The sequence below is a fragment of the Mesorhizobium sp. B2-8-5 genome (genome assembly GCF_006440675.2).
Lineage (GTDB): Bacteria > Pseudomonadota > Alphaproteobacteria > Rhizobiales > Rhizobiaceae > Mesorhizobium.
This window is the reverse complement of sequence record NZ_CP083951.1, coordinates 3,783,605-3,808,647: the sequence shown is the minus strand read 5'-3', so window position 1 is coordinate 3,808,647 and position 25,043 is coordinate 3,783,605. Positions and strand designations below refer to the sequence as shown.

Sequence of the window (25,043 nt, the reverse complement as noted above, 5' to 3'; positions counted from 1 at the left end):
GTCCCAAAGACTCAAATCCATGCAGATGTATTGTCCCGGACGGGGCCATGCCAGTCCAGCACAATCGACCCACAGACCACAGGCTTGCGGCCCCGTATCGCCTCGTCTCAGGCGAACTCCATGATCACCGCATCGACCGCCAGGCTGTCACCCGGCTTGGCGTTGAGCTTGGCAATGGTGAGGTCGCGTTCGGCGCGCAGCACGTTCTCCATTTTCATGGCCTCGACCACGGCCAGCGTCTCGCCGGCCTTGACCTCCTGGCCCTCGGCCACGGCGATCGAGACGACGAGCCCAGGCATCGGGCAGAGCAGCATCTTCGAGGTGTCGGGCGGCAGCTTTTCCGGCATCAGCCTTTCGAGCTCCGCGGTGCGCGGCAGCATGGCTTGAGCCGTCACCGACATGCCTTTCCAGGCGATGCGCAAACCGTTCAGCATTGGGCGGATCTGGGCGGCGATGTTCTTGCCGCCAACCGTGCCCTGCCAGATCGCGTCGCCCGGCCGCCAGTCCGAAGCGACGGTCAGCGGCCTGCCGCCATCGATCGACAGATCGACCTCCATCGGGATGGAAACCATGCCGTCGACGATTTCGACCGGAAGATAGTCAGCGTCGATCTTCGCCACCCAATCGCGCTTGAGATGGCCGGAATGCGGCGCCAGCCGGCCGCTCAGGCGGTCGAGCCGGTCGCGGCGCAGCAGTTCGATCGCGGTTGCAACGGCGGCAAACACCGCCCTCTCCCCGCCATCGGGCTCGACCGGCGCGAAGCCGTCCGGATATTCCTCCGCGATGAAGCCGGTCGACAGCCGCCCCTCGCGCCAGCGCGGGTGCTGCATCAGCGCCGAAAGGAAAGGGATGTTGTGTTCGATGCCGTCGACGACGAAACTGTCCAGCGCCTCCGACATGGCGTCGATCGCCTCAAGCCTGGTCGGCGCCCAGGTGCAGAGCTTGGCCACCATGGGGTCGTAGAACATCGAAATTTCCGACCCTTCGGCGACGCCGGTATCGTTGCGGACCACGACATCGCCGAACGTGCCCTCCTCCGGCGGCCGGTAACGGGTCAGCCGGCCGATCGAGGGCAGGAAGTTGCGGAAAGGATCCTCAGCGTAAAGGCGGCTTTCCACCGCCCAGCCGTTGAGCTTCACGTCGCTCTGCTTGATGTCGAGCTTTTCGCCGGCGGCGACGCGGATCATCTGTTCGACCAGGTCGATGCCGGTCACGAGCTCGGTCACCGGGTGCTCGACCTGCAACCGCGTATTCATTTCAAGGAAATAGAAGTTCTTGTCCTTGTCGACGATGAACTCGACCGTGCCGGCGCTCTGGTAGTCGACGGCCTTGGCCAGTGCCACCGCCTGCTCGCCCATCGCCTTTCTGGTCTTGGCATCGAGGAATGGCGACGGCGCCTCTTCGACCACTTTCTGGTTGCGGCGCTGGATCGAGCATTCGCGCTCGCCGAGATAGAGCGCGGTGCCATGCGCGTCGGCCAGCACCTGGATCTCGATGTGGCGCGGGTCGACGACGAACTTCTCGATGAAGACGCGGTCGTCGCCAAAGGAGCTTTTCGCTTCCGAACGCGCCCGGTCGAAACCGTCGCGCACTTCGGCCTTGCTCCAGGCGATGCGCATGCCCTTGCCGCCACCGCCGGCGGAGGCCTTGATCATCACCGGATAGCCGATCTCGCCGGCAATCCTTTCGGCATGGTCGGCGTCTTCGATGACGCCCAGCCATCCAGGCACGGTCGAGACCTTGGCCTCGCTGGCGAACTTCTTCGATTCGATCTTGTCGCCCATCGCCTTGATGGCCTTGGGCTTCGGTCCGATGAAAACGATGCCTTCCTTCTCCAGCGCCTCGCAGAAGGAGGCACGCTCGGACAGGAAGCCATAACCCGGATGCACGGCTTCCGCGCCGGTCTCCTTGCAGGCGGAGATGATCTTCTCAGGGACCAGATAGCTCTGCGCCGCCGGCGAAGGTCCGATATGCACCGCTTCGTCGGCCATTTCGACATGCACGGCATCGCGGTCGGCGTCCGAATAGACCGCGACGGTGGCGATCCCCATCTTTCGCGCCGTCTTGATCACACGGCAGGCGATCTCGCCGCGATTGGCGATCAGGATTTTCTTGAACATTCGGATGTCGTTCCTCCGGCGAAGCGGTCCTGTTCTATGGACAATTCCGGCGCGTCTCAAGTGCCCACGGGGCCACCTCCCACGGCTGGCGCCGATTGCAGGAACCGCGCCGAAAAACGTCGCAACAGACGTTGGCCGCCAGCGCGGAACTCGCTAAGCTTGCCCGTGACGCCGAACGGATGGCAGGCTGCCATTCCCCACGAACAGCTTGCCGTTAGCTGAAACTTACAGATTGCCTTGGGAGGAGTGCCTCATGAAAACGCGTGCCGCCGTTGCCGTTGCCGCCGGAAAGCCGCTTGAGATCATGGAGGTGGACCTCGAAGGGCCGCGCGAGGGCGAGGTGCTGGTCGAGGTCAAGGCGACCGGCATCTGCCATACCGACGAGTTCACGCTGTCGGGCGCCGATCCGGAAGGGCTGTTTCCGGCCATCCTCGGCCATGAGGGCGCCGGCATCGTCGTCGATGTCGGCAAGGGCGTCACCTCGGTCAAGAAGGGCGACCATGTCATCCCGCTCTATACGCCCGAATGCCGGCAGTGCCCGTCGTGCCTGTCGCGCAAGACCAATCTGTGCACCGCCATCCGCGCCACGCAAGGGCAGGGCTTGATGCCCGACGGCACCTCGCGCTTCTCGATGGGCAAGGACAAGCTGTTCCACTATATGGGCTGCTCGACCTTCTCCAACTTCACCGTGCTGCCCGAGATCGCGGTGGCCAAGGTCAATCCCGACGCCCCCTTCGACAAGATCTGCTACATCGGCTGCGGCGTGACGACCGGCATCGGCGCGGTGATCAACACCGCCAAGGTCGAGCAAGGCGCGACGGCGGTCGTCTTCGGCCTCGGCGGCATTGGCTTGAACGTCATCCAGGGACTTTGCCTTGCCGGCGCCGACATGATCATCGGCGTCGATTTGAACAACGACAAGAAGGCCTGGGGCGAGAAGTTCGGCATGACGCATTTCGTCAATCCGAAGGAGATCGACGGCGACGTCGTGCCTTACCTGGTCAACCTGACCAAGCGCGGCGCCGACCAGATCGGCGGCGCCGACTACACCTTCGACTGCACCGGCAACACCAAGGTGATGCGCCAGGCGCTGGAGGCCTCGCATCGCGGCTGGGGCAAGTCGGTCGTCATCGGCGTTGCCGGCGCCGGCCAGGAGATCTCGACCAGGCCGTTCCAGCTGGTCACCGGGCGCAGCTGGATGGGCACCGCCTTCGGCGGCGCGCGCGGCCGCACCGACGTGCCAAAAATCGTCGACTGGTACATGGAAGGCAAGATCCAGATCGATCCGATGATCACCCACACGCTGAAGCTGGAAGACATCAACAAGGGCTTCGACCTCATGCATGAGGGCAAGTCGATCCGCAGCGTCGTGGTTTACTGAGGAAAAACAAGTCGCCGACCTATGGCCAGCGACTGAAGTTGCACAGGTTCAACAAGGGAGGAACTCATGCCTGAAAAACTGCATCCGAAGATCGACAATGGCCTGCCGAGGGAGAGCGCGAGCTTTGCCGGCGGCACGCTGGTCTGCCTGTGCACCAGCAATCCGGTGAAGGTGAAGGTCAAGGGCCAGATCGCCCACAACCACGCCTGCGGCTGCACCAAATGCTGGAAGCCGGACGGCGCCATCTTCTCGGTGGTTGCCGTTGCCGGCAGCGGCGACGTCACCGTCACCGAGAATGGCGACAAGCTGAAGGTGGTCGATCCCTCGGCCCTCATCCAGCGCCATGCCTGCACAAGCTGCGGCGTCCACATGTACGGCCCGGTCGAGCGCGACCATCCCTTCAAGGGCCTGTCCTTCATCCATCCCGAGCGCTTCGAGGAGGATGGCTGGTCGCCGCCGGGCTTCACCGCCTTCGTCTCCTCGATCATCGAATCCGGTGTCGATCCGAGCCGCATGGACGGCATCCGCGCCCAGCTGAAGTCGATCGGGCTGGAGCCCTATGACTGCCTCAGCCCCGGCCTGATGGACTATATCGCCACCTGGACCGCCAAGAAGTCGGGCGCCTTGGCGGCCTGACAAATCCTACGATTTCTGCCATGGGGCTGGCTGACACGCCGGCCCCATGTTTGTTTGGAAGTAACGATGCCCGCACCCGTTGTCTACGTCGATGCCGACGCCTGCCCGGTCAAGGCCGAGGTCGAGAAGGTCGCGGAGCGCCATGGCGTCATCGTCACCTATGTCTCCAATGGCGGCCTGCGGCCGTCGCGCGATCCGATGGTCCGCAACGTCGTCGTCTCCAAGGGCGCCGACGCGGCGGACGACTGGATCGTCGAGAATGCCAAGGCCAACGATGTCGTGGTGACGGCCGACATTCCGCTTGCCGCGCGCACGGTGGCGCTCGGCGCGCATGTGCTGGGACCCACCGGCCGCCCCTTCACGCCGGAAACCATCGGCATGGCGGTGGCGATGCGCGACCTCAAGCAGCATCTGCGCGAAACCGGCGAGAGCCGGGGGTTCAACGCCAGCTTCACGCAGAAGGACCGCTCGCAGTTTCTCGGCGAGCTCGACCGCATCTTGCGGCGGGCTTTGAAATCCGTCACACCGGACTGATCCAACGTCTTCAGGGGCCTCGGGCCATGGGTGAGGATCTCAACACGCCGATGCATCGGCACATGCAGTTCGCCCTCGCCGCGGCCATCGGCATCGTCGCGCTGCTGCTTGCCTTGTTGCTGCGCGCGCCGCTGCCCTACTCGATCGGCGCCAATGTGTTCTTCGCCAGCTATATCGCCCTGGTGCTGGCCCTGATGCCCAGCCTTACCGGGCGCTATCTCAGCAAGAACGCGCGCGCGACCGACCTGCCCGTCTTTCTGATCTTCGCCGTCACGCTCTTTGTCGTCGGCGCCGCCATCGTGTCGCTGTTCCTGCTCATCAACCAGAAGGATGCCGCTCATCCCCTGCAGCTCGCCTTCGCCATGCTGTCGATCCCGCTCGGCTGGTTCACCATCCACGCTATGGCGTCGCTGCACTATGCGCATGTCTATTGGAAGGATGGCGACGAGCTCGACGAGAAAACCCAGAAGAAGATGCCGGTCGGCGGCCTCGATTTTCCGGGCGGCAAAAGACCGGAAGGCTGGGACTTCCTCTATTTCGCGACGGTCATCGGCATGACGGCACAGACGGCGGACACGGCCATCACCACCTCGCAGATGCGGCTGGTCGTGCTCGTCCATTCGGTCCTGACCTTTTTCTTCAACACGGTGATCGTTGCCGCGGCGGTCAATCTCGCTGTCAGCCTGGGTTCTCCGTAATAAATCCGTGATCGCATGAAACAACGCTTTGCCTGACGGCGTATTGGGAGGAAGAACGCAAGCCGGTAAGCGGTGAGCGGTGCAGGGCCGGAGACGAAGATGGAAGCCATTGCCAGGAACGAGCCGGTAGCAGAGGCCGATAAACCTGTGCCGAAAAATGGGCCGCTCATTTACCGCCAGTCGGGCTGGACCCGCCTTACCCATTGGCTCTGGGCTTTCTCGCTGTTCTTCATGCTGCTTTCCGGTCTGCAGATCTTCAATGCGCGACCGCAGCTCTATGTCGGCAAGCAGTCCGGCTTCGAGTTCAACAACACCATCCTCCAGATCGGCGCCGAGAATACCGCCAACGGACCGCGCGGTTTCACCGAAATCTTCGGCCATCGCTTCGACACCACGGGCGTGCTCGGCTGGTCGGGGCCGCCGGGACAAGAGACGCCGCGCGCCTTCCCGGCCTGGGCGACAATTCCCTCCTATTACGATCTCGGCACCGCCCGCGTCGTGCATTTCTTCTTCGCCTGGATCCTGACCACAACGCTGCTCGTCTGGCTGATCGCCGGCCTGGTCAACGGCCATATCCGTCGCGATCTCGCCCCTCGCGTGTCGGACCTGCGCAAGCTGCCGCGCGACATCGTCGATCACGCGAAGCTGAAATTCCACCACACGCGCGAATACAACACGCTGCAGAAGATGGCCTATGGCGGCGTGCTCTTCGTGCTGCTGCCGCTGATGATCATCACCGGCCTGGCCATGTCGCCGAGCATGAATTCGGTGTTGCCCTGGCTGAATGAGATACTCGGCGGCAGGCAGACGGCGCGGACCATCCATTTCACCGTCATGGTGCTGCTCGTCCTTTTCTTCGTCATCCACATCCTGATGATTCTCGCCGCCGGCCCGATCAACGAGCTGCGCTCGATCATCACCGGCTGGTACCGCACCGACCCGCCCACGAAGCACGCCGAGCCGAGCGAGAGGAGCGCCTGACATGGCAAAATTCCAAATCAGTCGCCGCAAGTTCTTGACCGCCAGCAGCCTCGGACTGTCCGGGATCGCGCTGTCGGGTTGCGATGCCTTCGACAGCGGCCTCGGCATCGGTGGCGGCCTGCGCAGCTTCCTTGAGAACGCCAACGGCCTCACCTGGCGCGCGCAGCGCCTGCTTGCCGGCCGCGACGCGCTGGCGCCGGAATTCACCGAGGCCGATATCCGCCAGCCGCAGCGGCCGAATGGCATCACGGCGCCCGATGACGACACCTACAAGGGTCTGCTCGCCAACAATTTCGCCGACTGGCGCCTGGAGGTTTCAGGCCTCGTCGAAAAACCGCTGTCGCTGACTCGCGAGCAGCTCCAGAACATGCCGAGCCGCACCCAGATCACGCGCCACGACTGCGTCGAAGGCTGGAGCTGCATCGCCAAATGGACCGGCACGCCGCTGTCGTTGGTGCTGGACCAGGCGGTGGTCAAGCCGCAGGCCCGCTACGTCATGTTCCACTGCCTCGACACCATTGAGCAAAGCCTGTCCGGCAACATCAAATATTACGGCACCATCGACCTGATCGACGCCCGCCATCCACAGACGATTCTGGCCTATGGCCTGAACGGCAAGCCCTTGCCGGTCGAGAACGGCGCGCCGCTTCGCGTGCGGGTCGAGCGCCAGCTCGGCTACAAGATGCCCAAATACATCTACAAGATCGAGCTGGTCGACAGTTTTGCCAATGTCGGCGGCGGCCGCGGCGGCTACTGGGAGGACAATGGCTACGACTGGTATGGCGGGATTTGATGGTCCCTCGCCTGCAGGCCGAGCACGATCTGTCGCCCATCGAATTGGCTGCCCTCGAGGAACGTCTCAACGGCGACAACCGACGCAAAACCGGCTGCGATGATGATCGGGGGTTGATCTTCGTGATCCGCGACGAGGCCGGAGGCGTGATCGGCATTGCCGCCGGCTACTCGTGGGCAGGAACCGCCGAACTCAAATTGATGTGGGTCGATGAAACCTATCGAGGCCGCGGCTACGGCAAGAAGCTGCTCGATGCTTTCACAGCCGAGGCCGCCAGCCGGGGCGTCGGGCGGGTATGGGTTTCGAGCCACGACTTCCAGGCGCCGGGCCTTTACGAAAAAGCCGGCTTCGAGCGCATGGCCGAGTTGCCGCAATGGCCCGAAGGCCATTCCAACGTCATCCTTTGTAAGACGATAGCCGCCCGGCATCGACCGGGCGCGACGGAGGCTTAAGCAACCTTGTCGAGCAGCGGCCTCAGCGCCGGGTGGATTTCCGGCGAAGCGTGCTTGATCAGCGTCAGCAGTGCGCGCTCGTTGTCGCGCAGCGGCCGCTGGCCGCCGCCGACGCGCTCGGCCAGCCATTCGGCCTCGCTCGCATCGATCGTCTCGGCGCGGCGGGCAAGCGCTTCGGTGGCCCGGTTCCTGGCTTCCCATTCCGCCTCGATATCGCCGGGCGAATGGTAGGCTTCGAGGATTGCCGCGAACCCGCCCGAGACCATCCGGCTGAAGAAACCGCCAAGCGTCGGGCCTGCCTCGTCGAGGAAGGTCTCGTGGCGCAGCGCCACTTCGCGCGTCGGCGGCTCGTAGCCGGCCGAGCACATGACGTAATTGGCGATCGCCTTGACGAAGAGGTCGTTCCAGGACGGATCGTTCTCGGCGGCCGCGGTCCGGTCGTTGATCCTGAACAGGACCTCCGCCTCGGCCTTGCTGATGGCGATGTTGCCGTCGCCGCCATAGGCATAGAGGATGCGCCGCAACAGATCGACCTCGGCCTTGGTGATCAGCCCAGGTACGAGATCGCCGAGCATCAACGGGCCTTTGCCGTCGATTACCGCATGCGCGACCTGTTCCAGCGCGTAGGCCGAGAGCTGGCCGGGCGAGGATTTCGCTTCCTCCAGCACATGCACCAGCAGCTCCAGCTCGGTGCGGCTGTCGACCATGCCGTCGCGCGAGATCGTGCGGACCAGCCAGTCGGCATTTTGCTCGGAGATGTAGCCTTCCGGCTTTTCCTGGTGGACGATGTAGTCGGTCACCGCCTCGACGAAGAACGGCGCCCATTCGCCGCATTTGTCTCGCGCCGTCTGGTCGAGCGCGAACAGCGCCTCCGCTTCGCCGCGACCCACCACGCCATCCGCGAAAACCTCGTGCCGCAGCATCGTCACGTCTTCGGCCGTGATCTTGTTCTTCGAGGTCAGCCCCGCCACCGGAGCGCTCATGATCAATTCGCCCATTTGCCGTCCCTGCCTGTCGCCCGCTGCCGGCGAACTCAGTGCATTACCCCACCGAGCTTTATCAGCATTGTCTTGAGAAACCGGCAAACGGCGTGGTTAGCGAAGCCTTGTCGGCCAATGCATATCGCCGAAACGCAGGGCACGCTTTAAATGTCGCTGGGAGGTGACAAGGTGTCGCCGACGGGCTATGGATGGCGCGTCGGGGGCTCAGGTGACTGAGTCCTACCTGTTTGCGGGAGAGAGCAGCGCAAGCTGTCGCCGAAGGGGAAATCGCCCGAAATCTCTCAGGCAAAAGAACCGTAGACGGGAAAGACAACTCTGGAAAGTCGGGATTCGTCCCGCGCCGAAGGTGTAAGCGCTGCCGACAGAGTTACGGGGCGCGAGTCTCTCAGGCTTCAGACAGAGGGGCACGAATTAGGCCGCCGCCGGCGGTCGATTGCGTGCGACTCTGGAGAAGACATGACAGGCGACGACACCAGACATCTACCCCTTGAGGATTTGCATCAGGCCGCGGGCGCGCGTTTCGGCGCCTTCGCCGGCTGGTCGATGCCGCTCACCTACCCGCCCGGCGTGATGAAGGAGCACCTTCACTCGCGCGAGCATGCCGGCCTGTTCGACATCTCGCATATGAAGCTGTTCGAGGTCGCCGGTCCGGGAGCCATCGCATTGTTGAACCGCGCCTGCCCGCTCGATGCCGGCGCGCTGGACATCTCGCAGTCCAAATACACTTTCTTCCCCAACGAGGCGGCAGGCATCATCGACGACCTAATCGTGACGCGCCTGGGCGATGACCGGTTCATGGTGGTGGCCAACGCCGGCAACGCCGTCGAGGACGAGAAGCATCTGCGCGACCTCTCCGCCGATTTCGACGCCAAGGTCGAGCCGCTTGACCGCGTCTTCCTGGCGATCCAGGGACCGGACGCCTGGGCAGCCCTTGCGCGGGCCGGCACCGAAACCGGCTCGCTGCTCTTCATGCACGGGGTCGAGCCAAGGCAAAACTGGTTCATGAGCCGTTCCGGCTACACCGGTGAGGACGGTTTCGAGATCGGCCTGCCGGAGAGGGATGCCCGCGATCTTGTCGCCAGACTCCTGGAAGACGAGCGCGTGCAGTGGATCGGCCTTGCCGCTCGCGACAGCCTGCGGCTCGAGGCCGGGCTTTGCCTGCACGGCCAGGACCTGACGCCGGAAATCGACCCGGCAAGCGCCGGACTGATGTGGGCGATTCCCAAGGAGGTTCGGGCCTCGGGTCATTTCATTGGCGCCGACGCGCTGCGCTCTGTCATCGAGCGTGGGCCGTCGCAGAAGCGCGTCGGCTTGAAGCCCGAAGGGCGTCAGCCGGTGCGCGCCGGCGCGGCGCTCATCGATGCCGACGGCAATCCGGCCGGCCACGTCACCTCGGGCGGCTTCGGCCCCTCGACCGGGCACCCCGTCGCCATGGGCTACGTCAACACCTCGCTGGCCAAGCCCGGCACGAAACTCTTCGCCGACGTCCGCGGGACGAAAATCCCGGTCGACGTCGCGTCCCTGCCCTTCACCCCACATCGCTACCGCAAAGGATAAGACCCAATGGCAAAGATCTATTTCACCGAAGACCATGAATGGCTGCGCGTAGAGGGCGGCGTCGCCACCGTCGGCATCACCGACTATGCGCAGGAACAGCTCGGCGATCTCGTTTTCGTCGAGCTGCCGGAAATCGGCCGCAAGCTTGCCAAGGGCGACACCGCCGTGGTCGTCGAATCCGTCAAGGCGGCGTCGGACGTCTACGCACCGGTCGACGGCGAGATCACCGAGGCCAACGCCTCGCTGTCGGCCGATCCCTCTCTGGTCAACTCGGCCGCGACCGGCGACGGCTGGCTCTGGAAGATGAAGCTCGCCAACGAAAGCCAGCTCGACAGCCTCATGGACGAGGCCGGCTACAAAGCCCATATCGGCTGATATCAGGACATAAAGACATGACCGCAGCGCTTACTCCCTTCTCGGCCCGACATATCGGCCCGGGCATCAACGATGTCAGAGCCATGCTTGCCGTGCTCGGCGTTCCGTCCGTCGAAACGCTGATCAGCCAGGCCGTGCCGAGATCGATCCGCCTCGACCAGCCGCTCAACCTGCCGGCTCCGGCCAACGAAGCGGAAGCGCTGGCCGAACTGTCTGCGATCATGGCGAAGAACTGGGTGCTGAAAAGCTTCATCGGCGCCGGCTATCATGGCGTCTTCGTGCCGCCGGTCATCCAGCGCAACCTGTTCGAGAACCCGGCCTGGTACACGGCCTACACCCCCTACCAGGCCGAGATCAGCCAGGGCCGGCTGGAGATGCTGTTCAACTTCCAGACATTGGTGACGGAACTGACCGGCCTGCCGGTGGCGTCCGCCTCGCTGCTCGACGAAGCCACCGCCGTCGCCGAAGCCGTCGGCATCGCGCTGCGCCACCACCGCGACAAGCGCACCAAGGTGGCGCTTGCCGGCACGCCGCATCCGCAAACGCTGGACGTCGTGCGCACCCGCGCCGAACCGCTCGGCATCGAGGTCGACGGCGAGACGATCGACGACAACACCGCCGCCCTGCTCGTATCCTGGCCGGACACATTCGGCGTCTACGGCGACCACAAGGCGGCGATCGAGAAGGCCCGTGCCGCCGGCGCGCTCGTCGTCTTCATCGCCGATCCGCTGGCGCTGACCCTCACCGACGCGCCGGCGAAGCTTGGCGCCGACATCGCCGTCGGTCCGATGCAGCGTTTCGGCGTGCCGATGGGCTTTGGCGGCCCGCACGCCGCCTATTGCGCCGTTTCCGACAAGCTGACCCGCCTGATGCCCGGCCGCCTGGTCGGCCAGTCGACGGACACCATGGGCCGCCCGGGCTACCGGTTGGCGCTGCAGACGCGCGAGCAGCACATCCGCCGCGACAAGGCGACCTCCAACATCTGCACCGCGCAGGCGCTGTTGGCCAATATGGCGACGGCCTATGCGATCTGGCACGGTCCTGCCGGCCTGCAGGCGATTGCCGGTCAGATCCACGGGTTGGCCGATCGCCTCGCCTCGGGTCTCAAGGCTGCAGGCGTTGCTGTGCTTGGCGCAAGCCGCTTCGACACAGTGACCGCGGAAGTGAAGGGCAAGGCCGCGGCAATAGAAGCTGCCGCTCAGAAGACCGGCCGGCTGTTGCGCGTCATCGATGCCGACTGCGTCAGTGTCGCCTTCGACGAGACTTCCACGGAAGCCGACCTCGAGGCGATCGCCGCCCTGTTCGAGGCCAAGCCCGGCGCGGCGGAAGGCGGCTCCATGCCGGGCAAGCCGCGCGGCAAGGAATTCCTCACCCAGCCGGTCTTCCACGACAACCATTCCGAAACCGAGATGATGCGCTTCCTGCGCAGGCTGGCCGACAAGGACCTCGCGCTCGATCGCACCATGATCCCGCTCGGATCCTGCACCATGAAGCTCAACGCCGCCGCCGAGATGATGCCTGTGAGCTGGCCGAGCGTCGCCAATCTGCATCCCTTCGCGCCGGCCGGCCATTGCGAGGGCTATCGCAAGATGGTCGGCGATCTGGAGGCCTGGCTGTCGGAAATCACCGGTTTCGACGCCGTCAGCCTGCAGCCCAATGCCGGCAGCCAGGGCGAATATGCCGGCCTGCTCGCCATCCGCGCCTATCACCGCGCGCGCGGCGAAGGCCACCGCACCGTTTGCCTGATCCCGTCCTCCGCGCACGGCACCAATCCGGCGAGCGCCGCGATGGCTGGCATGAGTGTCGTCGTCGTGCGTTGCCTGGACGACGGCAACATCGACATGGACGATCTGCGCGCCAAAGCCAACGAGCACTCCAAGAACCTCGCGGCGCTGATGTTCACCTACCCTTCGACGCATGGCGTCTACGAGGAAGGGGCGCGCCATCTCTGCGCGCTGATCCACGAGCATGGCGGCCAGGTCTATTTCGACGGCGCCAACCTCAACGCCCTGGTCGGCCTCGCCCGCCCCGGCGACATCGGCGCCGACGTCTGCCATATGAACCTGCACAAGACCTTCTGCATCCCGCATGGCGGCGGCGGCCCGGGCGTCGGCCCGATCGGCGTCAGGGCGCATCTGAAACCCTATTTGCCGGGCCATGTCACCGAAGGCTCGGCGCAGGCCGTTGCCGCCGCGCCCTTCGGCAGTGCGTCGATCCTGCCGATCACGTGGATGTACATCCGCATGATGGGCGGCTCCGGCCTGAAGCAGGCGACCGAGACGGCGATCGTTTCCGCCAACTACGTGGCGACGCGGCTCGCGCCGCACTACCCGCTGCTCTACAAGGGCAGGAGCGATCGCATCGCGCATGAATGCATCCTCGACACGCGCGTGCTCAAGGAAAGCGCCGGCATCAGCGTCGACGACATCGCCAAGCGCCTGATCGACTACGGCTTCCATGCGCCGACCATGTCGTTCCCGGTTGCCGGCACGCTGATGGTCGAGCCGACCGAGTCCGAGCCCAAGCGCGAGCTCGACCGTTTTTGCGAGGCGATGATCGCCATCGCCAGCGAGGCGGCGAAAGTGGCGAAGGGCGAGTGGCCGTCCAGCGACAACCCGCTGGTCAACGCCCCGCACACCGCGGCGGAGGCGCTTGCCGGTGAGTGGAAGCATCCCTACTCGCGGCTGGAGGCGGCCTATCCGGCGGGCGACGCGGATCTGGCGGCGAAATACTGGCCGCCGGTCTCGCGCATCGACAATGTCGCTGGCGACCGCAACCTGGTCTGCTCGTGCCCGCCGCTGTCAGAATATCTCGGCGCCGCGGAGTAGCAGCCCAGATTTTGCTCAGGCGGTTTTCAGGGCCGGCACATCGGGCTGGCCCAATTCGGTCTGAGCGATGACGCGATTGCGTCCTGCACGCTTGGCCGCATAAAGCGCGGCGTCCGCTTGCGCCAGCACCTCGTCGAGGGGGCGGCCGGCGGTCGAGCCGAATCCCACGCCGCCGCTGACGCTGCTGCGCAGCGGGCCGCGATGGGTCGCAACGATCTCGGTGCCGAAAGCGACGCCGATCCGGCTTGCCATGTCATGCGCCTTTTCCGGCGTCACGCGCGTCATGACGAGCGCGAATTCCTCGCCGCCCAGCCGGAATGCGTCGACACCTGCCCTGCCGTATTTCTTGATCACCGCCGCGAAGCGGCAAAGCACCTGATCGCCGACGGGGTGGCCGAAGACGTCGTTGGTCATCTTGAAATGGTCGAGATCGAACATCGCGATCGCCATGAACGGACCGAAGCTGCGATCGCCGTAAAGCTCGGTGAGCGCCCTGCGGTTCATCAGGCCGGTCAGCGGATCGGTCATCGTCTCGGCCTTGAGCTCGATCTGCGCCTGCAGGTGGTGCAGCGAAAGCGTCAGCGCGCCGAGGCCGGTCATGCAGGCGACCGCGACGACGGAGTTCAGCCGTTCCGCCCAATTGTCGGGTGCGGCGCCGAGGACCCATTGCCCCTGGACGAGCAACACCGCGCCGCACAGCGCGAAGGACAGACCGCAGGCTCCGCTGAGGAAGGAGACGACCAGAAGGATCCGCCGGTCGTGATCCCCCTTCATCCAGAACATCGCCCCGATCGCCGCGAGCAGCGCCGTCACGGCCGCATAGGTGATCTGGAAGCCGATGCCGTCGAAGCCGAGATAGGTGACCAGAGCGCAGGCCGCCATCGCGGCCAGCGCCGGCACGATGGCGCGGCGGTAGTCGCGAAAGCCGAGATACTGCATGGCCGACAGGCAGATGATCAGGAAACCCAGGGTCAACAGCGCCAGCACGACCTGGCACAGCCAGGGACCGGCATCCTTGGCATAGCGCCAGAACGCGACGACATGGGCGACGAGCACCAGGGTGCCGCAGGCAACCGTGAGCACGAAGCGCGCCCGCGGCGTGGTGAGCCAGATTGCAAACATGGTGATGCTGAGGCATGTGCCCGACAGCGCCGCCGCGAGCAGGAGCGAACTGAAATCCAACATCCGTGAAGAACTGCCTCTAGCGTCTAACCGGTGCCCGTCCTCCAATGTAGGCTGACTGCGGCTGGCGCAAACCGTTTTCGGACGATGCCCAACGCTACCTCGACACAGGGTTTACAAAGCGTCGATATGTGAGGCGAAATCCCGTGAGGATACACGGGAAACGAGAACCCGCAGACGGATCAGCCCTTGTCGAGCAGCGCCAGATTGGCGTTGACCACCGTCTGGTCGGCCATGCCGGCCTTGGCTTCGAGCAGCAGCGCGCGCGCCTTCTTCTTGTTGCCGCGCAGAAGCTGCGAATAACCCATATTGTTGACGATCTGCGGCTTGCGCCCGGCGACCTTCAACAGCTGCATATAGGCGCGATCGGCGAAGTCGAAGCGGCCAAGCTCGTCATAAGATGCGGCAAGCCCCATCCAGGCCTCGGCATTGTCGGATTTGAGTTCTACCGCCTTGCGGAAATGCTGTTCGGCAAGGCCGAAATTCGCCTCGCGGAACTGCGCCTTGCCTTCAACGAGGTCGTTGGCGCTGACATCCTTGGCCACCGGCTGGATCGCCGTGGTCTTGGTCGTGTCGACGTTGTTGTTCGTCGTGCAGCCGGTAATCATCAACACGGCCGCCAACGCTGCCGCTGCCCTGGGAAGTCTCTGACGCATGCCCCTGCCCCATCGCCCGATTTGTCCGGGTCGTTCTTCAGGAAAAACCATACAGAAGAGCGATTAAGCTTCGGTGCCGAAATGCAGCTAAATTTTGGTTGCCCGCAGAGGATGCGTTAACCACGGTTGCCCGGATTCAGGTCAGGCCGAGCCGAAAGCGACGGGTTCCGAGAACCGGCCTACGCCGGCCGTACTTCATAGAGCGGAGACACTCACGAGCGCTTCGGCCGGCGAGGCCGGAAGCGCAGGAGGCCGCCATTTGCAGACCGGCCTCGCCTGAATCTTTAGTGCGCGGTCAGCTTCACGATGATCGGTATGATGGCGATCATCAGCACCACCGGCAGGATGCAGACCGTCACCGGGACTGACATCTTGGCCGGCAGGGCATGCGCCTTCTCCTCGGCCAGCGACATGCGCTTGTGCCGCATTTCGTCGGAAAAGACGCGCAGCGAGCCCGACAGGCTGGTGCCAAGTTCCTTGGATTGCTGCAGCAGCGTCGCGAAGGAGCGAACCTCGTCGAGGCTGAGGCGGTCGGCAAGCGCCTTCAGCGCGTCGTCGAGGCTGCGCCCGGCCCGCAACTCCAGCGACACCAGGATCAGGTTCTGGCTGAGCGACGGATAGGTCCTGGCAAGCTCCCTGGAGACCCGCTCGATGCCGGCTTCCATGCTCATGCCGGCATCGGAGCAGACGATCATCAAATCCATGAAATCGGGAAAGCCGTTGCGGTATTCGCGCATCTTTTCCCGAACCTTCTGCGTCAGCACCAGGCCAGGCAGGAAATAGCCGCCTGCAGCCGACAGGATAATGAAGGTCCAGCGGCTGGTCATGGTCGACTCGGCGCTGGCCGCCCAGTGGTTGACCAGGAATGCGCCGAACGCCGCGCCGACCAGCGCGGCGAAACGGATCAGGAAGAACATGCCGACGGCGCGCGGCTCCATGTAGCCGGCCTGGATGAGCTTCAGGCGCAGCCGCGCGACATTTTCCGGATCGCTCTTGGCATAGAACTCCTGCGCCCGTTTCACCGCCTTCTCGCGCACGGCGTTGGTGCTCTTCTTGGGCGCCGGCTCCGCCTGCTCGGCCGGCTGCAAAATCTCCACCTTCAGCCGGCGCTTGACGTCGCCGCGATCGCCCTTGGCGAGCACCAGCGGCCAGGCGACGGCGCCGCCGCCCAGCACAAGGAGCAGCACGGCGACCGGCATCGGCGAGGTCGGCGCGAGCGAAGCGAGGAAGCGGATGACGTCTTCCATTTCAGAACCTGAAATTCGACATCTTGAACATGATGGCGTTGCCGAGCAGCAGCCAGATCACGGAGCCGCTCAGCATGTACCAGGTCTTCGGCACGTCCCAGACATCCTGGTAGAATTGCGGCATCAGCACCATGATGGCGGTGAACAGAAGCACGGGGACCGCGGTCAGGATGTAAGCCGACATGCGCCCTTCCGTCGAAATGGCGCGCACCTTGCGGCGCAGCTTGCCGCGGTCGCGGATCGTCGCCGACAGGCCGTCGAGGATCTCGCGCAGATTGCCGCCCGAACTGCTCTGGATCGACACCGCCGTGACGAACAGCGGCAGGTCCTCATGCCCCACCCGGTCGAAAAGGTTGTTCAGCGCCGAGACCAGGTCGGAGCCATAGGTCACCTCGTCGGCGACGACGCCGAACTCGGTGCCGATCGGATCGGCCATTTCGCGCGACACCATGGCAATCGCCACCGGCACCGGATGGCCGGCCTTCAGGCCGCGCGTGATCAGCTCCAGCGCCTCGGGCAGTTGCATGCCGAACCGCTTGTGCCGGCGCTTGCGCAGGAAGCGCATGGCCATTACCGGCAGCACCGGCAACAGCAAGACAAACAGGATGAGGCCGAACAGGAGCGGCAGGCCCTTCCAGATGCCGACAAGCGCCAGCGCCGCGGCCACGCCCGAGGTGATCGTCAGGAACTTCGGCAGCGGCGTGGTCATGCCGGACTGCGTGCGCAGGGCGCGGAAGCGGTCGAGGGAAAAGATGGAGCCGCCGCCGTCGATCCCGCGTTCCTTGCGCAGCTGGATCAGCACCTGCTCCTGGCTGATCTTATTCTCCGCGAGCTTCATGCGGCGGTTGATGGCCGTGCGCTTGTCGCTGCGCCCGGCATAGAGCAAATAAAGGCCCTCGGCGATCATGATGCCGGTGAGCGCCGCCGCGGCGTAGACGACGTAGACCGGGCTGAATCCCTCGAACACCGGCCTAGTCCTGCGGCCGGCCGGGTTCGAAATACTTGCCCGGGAATTCGATACCCATGTTGCGCAGGTCCTCGAGGAAGCGTGGCCGGATACCGGTCGCTTCGAAGTGGCCGAGGATCTTTCCGTCCGCCTCCATGCCGGTGCGCACGAAGCGGAAGATCTCCTGCATCTGGATGACGTCGCCTTCCATGCCGGTCACTTCGGCGACGCTGGTCACCTTGCGCTTGCCGTCGGACAGGCGCGTCAGCTGGACAATGATGTCGATGGCGCTGGAGATCTGGCTGCGGATCGACTGCACGGTCATCGGCATGCCGGTCATGCCGAGCATCTGTTCCAGACGCGAGATGGCATCGCGCGGCGTGTTGGCATGGATGGTGGCCATCGAGCCTTCATGACCGGTGTTCATCGCCTGCAGCATGTCGAAGGCCTCCTCGCCGCGGCACTCGCCGAGGATGACGCGATCGGGGCGCATGCGCAGCGCGTTCTTGACCAGGTCGCGCTGCTTCAATTCGCCGTGGCCCTCGATATTGGCCGGGCGCGTTTCCATGCGCGCGACATGCGGCTGCTGCAATTGCAGCTCGGCCGCGTCCTCGATGGTGATCAAGCGCTCGTCTTCCGGAATGAAGGCCGACAAGGCATTGAGCATCGTCGTCTTGCCCGTGCCGGTGCCGCCGGAGATGATCGTGGTCTTGCGGGCATGCACCGCCGCCGCCAGCACCTCGGCCATGTTCTGGGTGATGGCGCCGAATTCGACCAGTTTGTGCAGGCCGAGCTTGTTCTTGGAGAATTTGCGGATCGACACCAGCGGCCCGTCGACGCCGACCGGGCGGATCGCCGCGTTGAAGCGCGAGCCGTCGAGCATGCGGGCGTCGACCATCGGCTGCGATTCATCGACGCGGCGGCCGACCGCCGCGACGATTTTATTAATGATTCGAAGTAGATGTGCCTCATCCTTGAACGGGATGTTGACCTGCTGCAGCTTGCCGCGCTTTTCGACGAAGCAGTTCTGGTGGCCGTTGATCAGGATATCGTTGATCTCGGGGTCCTTGAGCAGCGGCTCCAGCGGGCCGAGGCCCACCATCTCGTCGACGATGTCGTCGACCAGGGCGTCGAGTTCGGCGTTGTTGATCGCCATCCGCTCATTGCGCGTCTTTTCCGAGACGAATTCATGCACCTGCCGGCGCATTTCATCCCGGGGCAGCCGCTCTAGCGCCACGAGGTTGATCTCCTCGAGCAGCATGCGATGGATACGCACACGCGCATCGAGCACCTTGTTGGCGCTCTTTGCAGGCGCTGCTTCAGGCTTCGGCGGCGCCGGCTTGCGGGTCGTCGGGATGATCACGGCATTGTGCGTCACCGGCGCGGATTCGAGCGCCCGCTGCGGACGAACGTCGCGGCTCTGCAGGTTGGAAAAGCGGCTGTTCATCCTGCCTTCCTCTTCAGCAAGCCCTTGCCCAGGCCGAACAGCGACTTCGACTTGGCCATCATCTGGACGGCCTCCTCCGGCAGGATGATCTTCTTCAGGTCGTTGACGACATTGGCGTTGGGGTCGATGGCGTGCAGCGGCACGCCGCGGTCGACCGCCTCGCGCACCAGCCGGTAATTGTTGGAGATGCCGCCAACGAAATGCTCGCCGAGAATCTCCTGGACGTCAGCCTGCTTGATGCCGCTATCGAACATCTTCTGCTCGAAACGGTTGACGATGACGTTGGGCTTCACTTCCTTGCCGGCGGTCTCATAGACGGCCTGGATGAGACGCTGCGTATGGCGCAGGCAGGGCACCGTCATCTCGGCGACGATATAGAGCTTGTTCGAGCCGAGCAGCACCGTCTCGGTCCAGGGAAACCATGTACGCGGCATGTCGATGACGACATTGTCGAAATAGGCCGCCACGAGGTCGAGCATGCGCACCACGACATCGGTCTTGAACGAGCGCATGTCCGACGGGCGCGTGGGAGCGGCTAGCACGCACAGCCCGCTCGCATGCTTGGACAGCATCACGTCAAGCAATTGCCGGTCGAGGCGCTCCGGCTGGTTCTCGATTTCCGTAATGTCGAAGCGCGGTTCGAGATCGAGATATTCGGCGCAGGCGCCTTGCTGGAAATTGAGGTCGACGACGCATGTCGAGGCGCCGCGCGTCACCGAATGATGCAGTTGGAACGCCGTCTGCAAGGCGAGCGTGGTGGTGCCGACGCCGCCGGCGGCCGGCATGAACGTGTAGATGTGCGATTCGGTGTTCTCTTCCCGCCCCGGCCCTTGCAGCGCACGGATGACGGAACGCACGAGGTCGGCCGTGGTGATCGGCTTGACCAGGAAATCGGCGACCTTGAGCTGCACCAGGATACGCACCGCCGCCGCGTTGAATTCCTGGGTCACGACGATCACCGGAATGCTGCCTTCCAGCCGTCGCATGACGCGCTGCAGCGACTCGATTTCCTCGAGCTTGGCTGCATCCATGTCGACGATGACCGTGCCGAAGTCCGTCTCGAGGATCTCGCCGCGCAGCTCGTTGACACTCTTTTCCAGCGTCAAAAGCTCGATGACCTCGGAGGCCGCGAAAGCTGTCCGTGTGTCTTGCAAGAACGTCGTGTCCGTCGAAACGAGCAGGATCTTCTTGGTCTTGCTACCAGATGCCATCGTCGTCAGCCCATCAGTCCGATGTCGTTGATGATGATGTCGTCGGCGCCGACCCCGAGCCGGCCTTCGCACCGACGGCGGTGCTCTCGGAACCCGGACGCTGGGCCGGCACGAGAAGCCGGGTGTTCTGCACGCCGTACTTCCACGGATCGACCATCTGCATGGCGGTGTTGGACGCCTGTGCGTTGCCGACTCCGAGCGTCACCCCTTCGGTGCGGACATAGTCGTCGCTGGTGCAGCCGCCGGCGAAACCGGCCAGGAGCAGAGCGATGCAAACGGGGATGCGCATGGCCTTAGTCCTTTGGCAGATCGAGGAAGTGGCCGGACGTGGCGGCAGCTATCGGGCGGGCGGCGCTGCCGTCCGCCAGCGTCACCGGACGCTTCGACGCCGAGGCGTCCACTTCCTCTGTGTTGTTCAGGAAATAGTCGGCGGGACTTGCCGGCTGGGTGCCGTCGGTCGGCTCGACCATCTTCTTCGAGGGATCGACCGGCTTGACCAGGTAAGGCGTGACGATGATGACCAGGTCGGTCTCGCGCCGCTGATAGGATTTCGACGAAAACAGCGGACCGAGCACCGGCAGCCTGCCGATCCCCGGCACCCGCGATGTCGTGATGTCGTTCTGCGACTGCAGGAGGCCGGCGATCATGAAGCTCTGGCCGTTCTTGAGGTCGACCGATGTCCTGGCGCGGCGCACGATGAAGGCCGGAATGGAAATGCCGCTGCTGACCTGGATGGAAGCGGACGGGTCGATCGAGGACACTTCCGGCGCGATGTCGAGGCTTACCAGCCCGTCCTTCAGCACCGTCGGCGTGAAATCCAGGCCGACGCCGTACTTCTTGTAGGTGACGCTGATCTTGCCATTGTCTTCGGAAACCGGGATCGGGAACTCGCCGCCGGCAAGGAAGCTCGCCGTCTGGCCCGAACGCGCAATCAGGTTCGGCTCCGCCAGCCGCCGCGCCAGGCCGCGTTCCTCCAGCGCCTTGATGGCGATGTCGATCGAAACGCCGTTCGACAGCAGGCTGCCGATGATCTCGCCTGTTCCGGCAGCCGTCAGGTTTCCCCCATCCGGGCTCAGCACGACTTTGCGGTTGCCGATGCCATAGGCGAAATTGGCGGCGTATTTGGCGCCGAGATCCTGACCGGCCTGGCGATTGATCTCGACGAAGCGGACGTTGAGCTGCACCTGCTGCGAGGACGAGATGTTGACCGAGTTGATGATTTCCTCGTTGCCGGAAAAGCGCGACGCGATCTTGCTGGCCTTGTCGGCGGCGACCGCATCGTCGGCCTCGCCCGACAGCACGACGCGGCCGTTCGCCGAACCGACCTTGATCTTGGCGTCGGGAACGCTGGCGCGGATGGTGCTGGCCAGTTGGTCTGTATCCAGCGTCACCTCGATATCGATGGTGCCGACAAGCTGCTTGTTCTGGTCGAACAGGGCGATACCGGTGGTGCCCAGATTGTTGCCGAGCACGTAGAAGGACTTGTCGGTCAGCGGATTGACGTTGGCGATCTCCGGATCGCCGATGACGATCTGGTAGAAGGCGGCGCTTGTCATGATCGTCTTCGGCTTGCCCTTGGCCACCTTGATCGAGGCGTTCTTGTTCGCCGATACATAGACGACGTCATTGCCAGCCCTTGCCGGCGCGGCGACGCCAAGCATTGCCGCCGCCAGCGCTATCGCGCCGAGAAGACGCCATCCCCCGGTCGTCCGAAATGCATCAAACCCGAACATCTTGCCCCGTCCCCGCCGGTCCCCACCGGCTATTGCTGCAGTTCCTGCGGCGGTTCCCGTGAAGGAACCTTGTATTCCTCGACCTTGTCGCCACGCGTCACGATCACCGTCTTTAGTTTCGGCTCGCCCTGGTCCTTCGTCATCGCATTGACGAGCGAGGCGGCGCTCGCCTGCGCGTTTGCGGCAACCGAGCCGCCGAAGGACGAGATGGTCGTAAGCCCGCCATTGCTGGCGGTTGCGTCGGCGGCCGACCGCAGCGACAACGACAGCGTGCCGACGGTGCGGGCAAGCGCCACTTTCTGCGCCCCTTCGTTGGTCACTTCGAGGGTCACGGAATTGGCGATTTGCGGCTCGGTCTTGCGCTCGTCGGCGCCCTGTCCAACCGAAAGCACCTTGGCATCGGAGACGACGATCTCGGACGTGACGGTCGATCCGGCGGCGCCCTGCGCATTCTTGGACACTTCCTGGATATCACCAGCGTCGCGCGTCAGCACGACGTCCACGCGGTCTCCCGGCGTGATGAAGCCGCCGACCCCGGCGATCTCATCGGTGCGGATGGTGACGGCCCGCATTCCCGGCGACAGCATGTTGGAAAGGGTGGCGCGGCCATTCGGCCCCGACAGCTTGGTGAGCAGCACCGGTTCGTTGACCTCGATCGGCGACAGCACGACCCGGCTGCCGTCCGCAAGCAGCTTGTCGATCGTCGGGAAAGCACCTTGCGGCAGGGAATCCTGCGGCCACGGAATCTCGGCGAGCTGCGGCCGTCCGAGCTCCATGCCGTAACGCAGTGGCGCTTGCGCCACCACGATGGTCTTGAACTCGACTTTGGGCTGCTGCGGCGCCATGACGGAGACGACCTTGACCTCGGGCTGAGCCTTTGCCTGGCTCTTGACCCAGAAATCCGCCGCAAAGATCGAGATCGCGCCGAACACGGCGGCGATGCCGATCATGGTAATGGCCCTGCCCCTCACAACGAAACCCCTGACGCCCGTGGTCTTTTGTTGGTTGGGCCTCACGCTAGGCGTTAATGTTAAAGAATCGGGAATACCGGGGCACGCCGACCGCCCTATTTCGGCCGGCTTGGTTATCGAATGGTTTTAGAATAAGAGACAGTTTGATCCCTGAACGGAACAGGAACTCGTTCGCCCGCCAAAAGCGTGGCAGTATCGAGACGTGATTCGCTTTACCGGACGCTAGGCCCAGCATGGACGACAGCAACGACCTCTTCGGCAAGATGGAAAAGCCGGCACAGCCGGTGCGCGCGCCGTCGCGCCCGGCCGATCCGCTCATGCAGGCCGCGAAGCGTTCGGCCCCCGCCCGCGACGGCAGCGAGGGCTACAGCGCCGCCGACATCGAGGTGCTGGAAGGGCTGGAACCGGTGCGCCGCCGTCCGGGCATGTATATCGGCGGCACCGACGACAAGGCGATGCATCACCTGTTCGCCGAGGTCATCGACAATTCGATGGACGAAGCGGTGGCCGGTCACGCCACCTTCATCGACGTCGAGCTTTCCGCCGACGGCTTCCTGACCGTCACCGACAACGGCCGCGGCATCCCGGTCGATCCGCATCCGAAATTCAAGAAGCCAGCGCTCGAAGTCATCATGACCACGCTGCATTCGGGCGGCAAGTTCGACTCCAAGGTCTACGAGACCTCCGGCGGCCTGCATGGCGTCGGCGTTTCGGTCGTCAACGCGTTGTCCGACCATCTCGAGGTCGAGGTCGCGCGGGGACGTCAGCTCTACCGCCAGCGTTTTTCGCGCGGCGTCCCGGTCAGCGGTCTTGAGCATCTCGGCGAGGTCCACAACCGCCGCGGCACCAGGACCCGCTTCCATCCCGACGAGCAGATTTTCGGCAAGGGCGCCGCCTTCGAACCGGCGCGGCTTTACCGCATGACGCGCTCGAAGGCCTATCTGTTCGGCGGCGTCGAGATCCGCTGGACCTGCGATCCGTCGCTGATCAAGGAAAAGGACCAGACGCCGGCCAAGGCCGAGTTCCATTTCCCCGGCGGCCTGAAGGACTATCTCAAGGCGACGCTCGGCGACGAATTCCAGGTCACGCGCGAGGTCTTCGCCGGCAAGAGCGACAAGCAGGGCGGCCATGCTTCGCTCGAATGGGCGGTGACCTGGTTCGGCGGCGACGGTTTCCTCAACTCCTATTGCAACACCATTCCGACCCCCGAAGGCGGCACGCATGAGGCCGGATTCCGCAACGTGCTGACGCGCGGACTGCGCGCTTACGCCGACCTCATCGGCAACAAGCGCGCCTCGATCATCACCACCGACGACGTGATGATCTCGGCCGCCGGCATGCTGTCGGTGTTCATCCGCGAGCCTGAATTCGTCGGCCAGACCAAGGACAGGCTGGCGACGATCGAGGCGATGCGCATCGTCGAGAACGCCCTTCGCGACCCGTTCGACCACTGGCTGGCCGACAATCCGCAGGAAGCCTCGAAGCTTCTGGAGTGGGTCATCGCGCGCGCCGACGAACGCGTGCGGCGCCGCCAGGAAAAGGAAGTCTCGCGCAAGAGCGCGGTGCGCAAGCTGCGCCTTCCGGGCAAGCTCGCCGACTGCACGCAGAACGCCGCCGCCGGCGCCGAGATCTTCATCGTCGAGGGCGACTCGGCCGGCGGCTCGGCCAAGCAGGCGCGCGACCGCGCCAGCCAGGCGGTGCTGCCGCTGCGCGGCAAGATCCTCAACGTCGCCTCCGCCGGCAACGACAAGCTCGCCGCCAACCAGCAGATTTCCGACCTGATCCAGGCGCTCGGCTGCGGCACGCGCTCGAAATACCGCGACGAGGATCTGCGCTACGACCGCGTGATCATCATGACCGACGCCGACGTCGACGGCGCGCACATCGCTTCGCTGTTGATCACCTTCTTCTATCAGGAGATGCCGAACCTGATCCGCGGCGGCCATCTCTATATGGCCGTGCCGCCGCTCTATTCGATCCGGCAGGGCGGCAAGGTCGGCTACGCTCGCGACGACGCGCACAAGGACGAACTGCTGCGCACCGAATTCACCGGCCGCGGCAAGGTCGAGATCGGCCGCTTCAAGGGCCTCGGCGAGATGATGGCGGCGCAGCTCAAGGAGACCACGATGGATCCGAGGAAGCGCACGCTTCTAAGGGTCGACGTGATCGACGCCGAGCAGGCCACCAAGGATGCCGTCGACGCGCTGATGGGCACCAAGCCCGAGGCGCGTTTCCGCTTCATCCAGGAGCGCGCCGAATTCGCAGAGGCGGACGTGCTGGATATCTGATCGCCT

At 64.4% G+C, this 25,043-nt stretch carries 22 protein-coding genes and 1 riboswitch; of the genes, 11 read left to right on the top strand and 11 right to left on the bottom strand.

The features are described from left to right. Nucleotides 1-107: 107 nt before the first annotated feature. The gene (locus FJ430_RS18335; protein WP_140709609.1) at nucleotides 108-2,120 is read right to left on the bottom strand and encodes an acetyl/propionyl/methylcrotonyl-CoA carboxylase subunit alpha; all 2,013 of its coding nucleotides are present in this window, start codon (nucleotides 2,118-2,120) and stop codon (nucleotides 108-110) included. A 253-nt stretch (nucleotides 2,121-2,373) separates the two neighbouring features. On the opposite strand from FJ430_RS18335, the gene FJ430_RS18330 reads away from it, so the two are divergent. From FJ430_RS18330 to FJ430_RS18300, 7 genes are all read left to right on the top strand, one after another. Continuing rightward, nucleotides 2,374-3,501 carry an S-(hydroxymethyl)glutathione dehydrogenase/class III alcohol dehydrogenase gene (locus FJ430_RS18330; protein WP_226891770.1) on the top strand — a complete coding sequence of 376 codons (1,128 nt, stop codon included), beginning with the start codon at nucleotides 2,374-2,376 and terminating at the stop codon, nucleotides 3,499-3,501. A 66-nt stretch (nucleotides 3,502-3,567) separates the two neighbouring features. Continuing rightward, a complete protein-coding gene (gene gfa / locus FJ430_RS18325; RefSeq protein ID WP_140640289.1) occupies nucleotides 3,568-4,137 on the top strand; it encodes an S-(hydroxymethyl)glutathione synthase in 570 nt (189 codons plus the stop codon). Nucleotides 4,138-4,203: 66 nt separating this feature from the next. After that, on the top strand, nucleotides 4,204-4,671 hold the full coding sequence (locus tag FJ430_RS18320) for a YaiI/YqxD family protein (protein WP_140647814.1): 468 nt from the start codon (nucleotides 4,204-4,206) through the stop codon (nucleotides 4,669-4,671). Nucleotides 4,672-4,697: 26 nt separating this feature from the next. Beyond that, complete coding sequence (locus FJ430_RS18315) at nucleotides 4,698-5,369, top strand: DUF1345 domain-containing protein (protein WP_140652327.1); 672 nt, start codon at nucleotides 4,698-4,700, stop codon at nucleotides 5,367-5,369. A 99-nt stretch (nucleotides 5,370-5,468) separates the two neighbouring features. Then, the gene (locus FJ430_RS18310) at nucleotides 5,469-6,350 is read left to right on the top strand and encodes a cytochrome b/b6 domain-containing protein (protein ID WP_140707943.1); all 882 of its coding nucleotides are present in this window, start codon (nucleotides 5,469-5,471) and stop codon (nucleotides 6,348-6,350) included. 1 nt (nucleotide 6,351) lies between these two features. Next, nucleotides 6,352-7,143, top strand: a complete 792-nt coding sequence (locus FJ430_RS18305) for a molybdopterin-binding protein (RefSeq protein WP_140707945.1) — start codon at nucleotides 6,352-6,354, stop codon at nucleotides 7,141-7,143. Further along, nucleotides 7,143-7,595, top strand: coding sequence for a GNAT family N-acetyltransferase (locus FJ430_RS18300; RefSeq protein ID WP_140707947.1), 453 nt, complete (start codon nucleotides 7,143-7,145; stop codon nucleotides 7,593-7,595). The genes FJ430_RS18305 and FJ430_RS18300 overlap by 1 nt, the downstream gene beginning before the upstream one ends. Here the strand turns inward: FJ430_RS18300 and FJ430_RS18295 are convergent. Continuing rightward, a complete protein-coding gene (locus FJ430_RS18295) occupies nucleotides 7,592-8,593 on the bottom strand; it encodes a hypothetical protein (RefSeq protein WP_140707949.1) in 1,002 nt (333 codons plus the stop codon). The genes FJ430_RS18300 and FJ430_RS18295 overlap by 4 nt on opposite strands. 223 nt (nucleotides 8,594-8,816) lie before the next feature. Continuing rightward, nucleotides 8,817-8,903, top strand: a riboswitch (glycine riboswitch). Between the two features lie 149 nt (nucleotides 8,904-9,052). Between FJ430_RS18295 and gcvT the strand changes: the two genes are divergently transcribed. Genes gcvT through gcvP form a run of 3 tightly spaced genes read left to right on the top strand, consistent with a single transcriptional unit; the run spans nucleotide 9,053 to nucleotide 13,356 of the window. Next, a complete protein-coding gene (gene gcvT / locus FJ430_RS18290; protein WP_140707951.1) occupies nucleotides 9,053-10,153 on the top strand; it encodes a glycine cleavage system aminomethyltransferase GcvT in 1,101 nt (366 codons plus the stop codon). A 6-nt stretch (nucleotides 10,154-10,159) separates the two neighbouring features. Continuing rightward, nucleotides 10,160-10,528 carry a glycine cleavage system protein GcvH gene (gene gcvH / locus FJ430_RS18285; protein ID WP_140652339.1) on the top strand — a complete coding sequence of 123 codons (369 nt, stop codon included), beginning with the start codon at nucleotides 10,160-10,162 and terminating at the stop codon, nucleotides 10,526-10,528. A 17-nt stretch (nucleotides 10,529-10,545) separates the two neighbouring features. After that, nucleotides 10,546-13,356, top strand: a complete 2,811-nt coding sequence (gcvP, locus tag FJ430_RS18280) for an aminomethyl-transferring glycine dehydrogenase (protein WP_140707953.1) — start codon at nucleotides 10,546-10,548, stop codon at nucleotides 13,354-13,356. A gap of 15 nt (nucleotides 13,357-13,371) precedes the next feature. Here the strand turns inward: gcvP and FJ430_RS18275 are convergent, their stop codons facing one another. The 9 genes from FJ430_RS18275 to cpaB all read right to left on the bottom strand — a co-directional run bounded on the left by FJ430_RS18275 (nucleotide 13,372) and on the right by cpaB (nucleotide 22,728). Then, nucleotides 13,372-14,541 carry a GGDEF domain-containing protein gene (locus FJ430_RS18275; protein WP_140707955.1) on the bottom strand — a complete coding sequence of 390 codons (1,170 nt, stop codon included), beginning with the start codon at nucleotides 14,539-14,541 and terminating at the stop codon, nucleotides 13,372-13,374. Between the two features lie 179 nt (nucleotides 14,542-14,720). Further along, nucleotides 14,721-15,194: a hypothetical protein gene (locus tag FJ430_RS18270; RefSeq protein WP_140542191.1), complete on the bottom strand. Its 474-nt coding sequence runs from the start codon at nucleotides 15,192-15,194 to the stop codon at nucleotides 14,721-14,723. 284 nt (nucleotides 15,195-15,478) lie between these two features. Further along, nucleotides 15,479-16,441 carry a type II secretion system F family protein gene (locus FJ430_RS18265; RefSeq protein WP_140652345.1) on the bottom strand — a complete coding sequence of 321 codons (963 nt, stop codon included), beginning with the start codon at nucleotides 16,439-16,441 and terminating at the stop codon, nucleotides 15,479-15,481. A gap of 1 nt (nucleotide 16,442) precedes the next feature. Next, on the bottom strand, nucleotides 16,443-17,408 hold the full coding sequence (locus tag FJ430_RS18260; protein WP_140647825.1) for a type II secretion system F family protein: 966 nt from the start codon (nucleotides 17,406-17,408) through the stop codon (nucleotides 16,443-16,445). Between the two features lie 4 nt (nucleotides 17,409-17,412). Further along, entirely contained in the window at nucleotides 17,413-18,834 is a 1,422-nt protein-coding gene (locus FJ430_RS18255; protein WP_140707957.1) for a CpaF family protein, read from the bottom strand. Further along, complete coding sequence (locus FJ430_RS18250) at nucleotides 18,831-20,045, bottom strand: AAA family ATPase (RefSeq protein WP_140647827.1); 1,215 nt, start codon at nucleotides 20,043-20,045, stop codon at nucleotides 18,831-18,833. Before FJ430_RS18250 ends, FJ430_RS18255 begins: the two co-directional genes overlap by 4 nt. Before the next feature lie 13 nt (nucleotides 20,046-20,058). Further along, nucleotides 20,059-20,334, bottom strand: coding sequence for a hypothetical protein (locus tag FJ430_RS18245; protein ID WP_140647828.1), 276 nt, complete (start codon nucleotides 20,332-20,334; stop codon nucleotides 20,059-20,061). Between the two features lie 4 nt (nucleotides 20,335-20,338). Continuing rightward, nucleotides 20,339-21,778 (bottom strand): type II and III secretion system protein family protein, encoded by a 1,440-nt coding sequence (locus tag FJ430_RS18240; RefSeq protein ID WP_140647829.1) that lies wholly within the window; start codon nucleotides 21,776-21,778, stop codon nucleotides 20,339-20,341. 29 nt (nucleotides 21,779-21,807) lie between these two features. Next, nucleotides 21,808-22,728: a Flp pilus assembly protein CpaB gene (gene cpaB, locus FJ430_RS18235; RefSeq protein ID WP_140652349.1), complete on the bottom strand. Its 921-nt coding sequence runs from the start codon at nucleotides 22,726-22,728 to the stop codon at nucleotides 21,808-21,810. A 254-nt stretch (nucleotides 22,729-22,982) separates the two neighbouring features. On the opposite strand from cpaB, the gene parE reads away from it, so the two are divergent. Continuing rightward, complete coding sequence (gene parE, locus FJ430_RS18230) at nucleotides 22,983-25,037, top strand: DNA topoisomerase IV subunit B (RefSeq protein ID WP_140647831.1); 2,055 nt, start codon at nucleotides 22,983-22,985, stop codon at nucleotides 25,035-25,037. Nucleotides 25,038-25,043: the final 6 nt, after the last annotated feature.

What these genes read in the sequence shown, in the direction of transcription:
- FJ430_RS18335 (WP_140709609.1), bottom strand. Translation starts at nt 2,120, where the DNA reads ATGTTCAAGAAAATCCTGATCGCCAATCGCGGCGAGATCGCCTGCCGT.
- FJ430_RS18330 (WP_226891770.1), top strand. Translation starts at nt 2,374, where the DNA reads ATGAAAACGCGTGCCGCCGTTGCCGTTGCCGCCGGAAAGCCGCTTGAG.
- gfa (WP_140640289.1), top strand. Translation starts at nt 3,568, where the DNA reads ATGCCTGAAAAACTGCATCCGAAGATCGACAATGGCCTGCCGAGGGAG.
- FJ430_RS18320 (WP_140647814.1), top strand. Translation starts at nt 4,204, where the DNA reads ATGCCCGCACCCGTTGTCTACGTCGATGCCGACGCCTGCCCGGTCAAG.
- FJ430_RS18315 (WP_140652327.1), top strand. Translation starts at nt 4,698, where the DNA reads ATGGGTGAGGATCTCAACACGCCGATGCATCGGCACATGCAGTTCGCC.
- FJ430_RS18310 (WP_140707943.1), top strand. Translation starts at nt 5,469, where the DNA reads ATGGAAGCCATTGCCAGGAACGAGCCGGTAGCAGAGGCCGATAAACCT.
- FJ430_RS18305 (WP_140707945.1), top strand. Translation starts at nt 6,352, where the DNA reads ATGGCAAAATTCCAAATCAGTCGCCGCAAGTTCTTGACCGCCAGCAGC.
- FJ430_RS18300 (WP_140707947.1), top strand. Translation starts at nt 7,143, where the DNA reads ATGGTCCCTCGCCTGCAGGCCGAGCACGATCTGTCGCCCATCGAATTG.
- FJ430_RS18295 (WP_140707949.1), bottom strand. Translation starts at nt 8,593, where the DNA reads ATGGGCGAATTGATCATGAGCGCTCCGGTGGCGGGGCTGACCTCGAAG.
- gcvT (WP_140707951.1), top strand. Translation starts at nt 9,053, where the DNA reads ATGACAGGCGACGACACCAGACATCTACCCCTTGAGGATTTGCATCAG.
- gcvH (WP_140652339.1), top strand. Translation starts at nt 10,160, where the DNA reads ATGGCAAAGATCTATTTCACCGAAGACCATGAATGGCTGCGCGTAGAG.
- gcvP (WP_140707953.1), top strand. Translation starts at nt 10,546, where the DNA reads ATGACCGCAGCGCTTACTCCCTTCTCGGCCCGACATATCGGCCCGGGC.
- FJ430_RS18275 (WP_140707955.1), bottom strand. Translation starts at nt 14,541, where the DNA reads ATGTTGGATTTCAGTTCGCTCCTGCTCGCGGCGGCGCTGTCGGGCACA.
- FJ430_RS18270 (WP_140542191.1), bottom strand. Translation starts at nt 15,194, where the DNA reads ATGCGTCAGAGACTTCCCAGGGCAGCGGCAGCGTTGGCGGCCGTGTTG.
- FJ430_RS18265 (WP_140652345.1), bottom strand. Translation starts at nt 16,441, where the DNA reads ATGGAAGACGTCATCCGCTTCCTCGCTTCGCTCGCGCCGACCTCGCCG.
- FJ430_RS18255 (WP_140707957.1), bottom strand. Translation starts at nt 18,834, where the DNA reads ATGAACAGCCGCTTTTCCAACCTGCAGAGCCGCGACGTTCGTCCGCAG.
- FJ430_RS18250 (WP_140647827.1), bottom strand. Translation starts at nt 20,045, where the DNA reads ATGGCATCTGGTAGCAAGACCAAGAAGATCCTGCTCGTTTCGACGGAC.
- FJ430_RS18245 (WP_140647828.1), bottom strand. Translation starts at nt 20,334, where the DNA reads ATGCGCATCCCCGTTTGCATCGCTCTGCTCCTGGCCGGTTTCGCCGGC.
- FJ430_RS18240 (WP_140647829.1), bottom strand. Translation starts at nt 21,778, where the DNA reads ATGTTCGGGTTTGATGCATTTCGGACGACCGGGGGATGGCGTCTTCTC.
- cpaB (WP_140652349.1), bottom strand. Translation starts at nt 22,728, where the DNA reads ATGATCGGCATCGCCGCCGTGTTCGGCGCGATCTCGATCTTTGCGGCG.
- parE (WP_140647831.1), top strand. Translation starts at nt 22,983, where the DNA reads ATGGACGACAGCAACGACCTCTTCGGCAAGATGGAAAAGCCGGCACAG.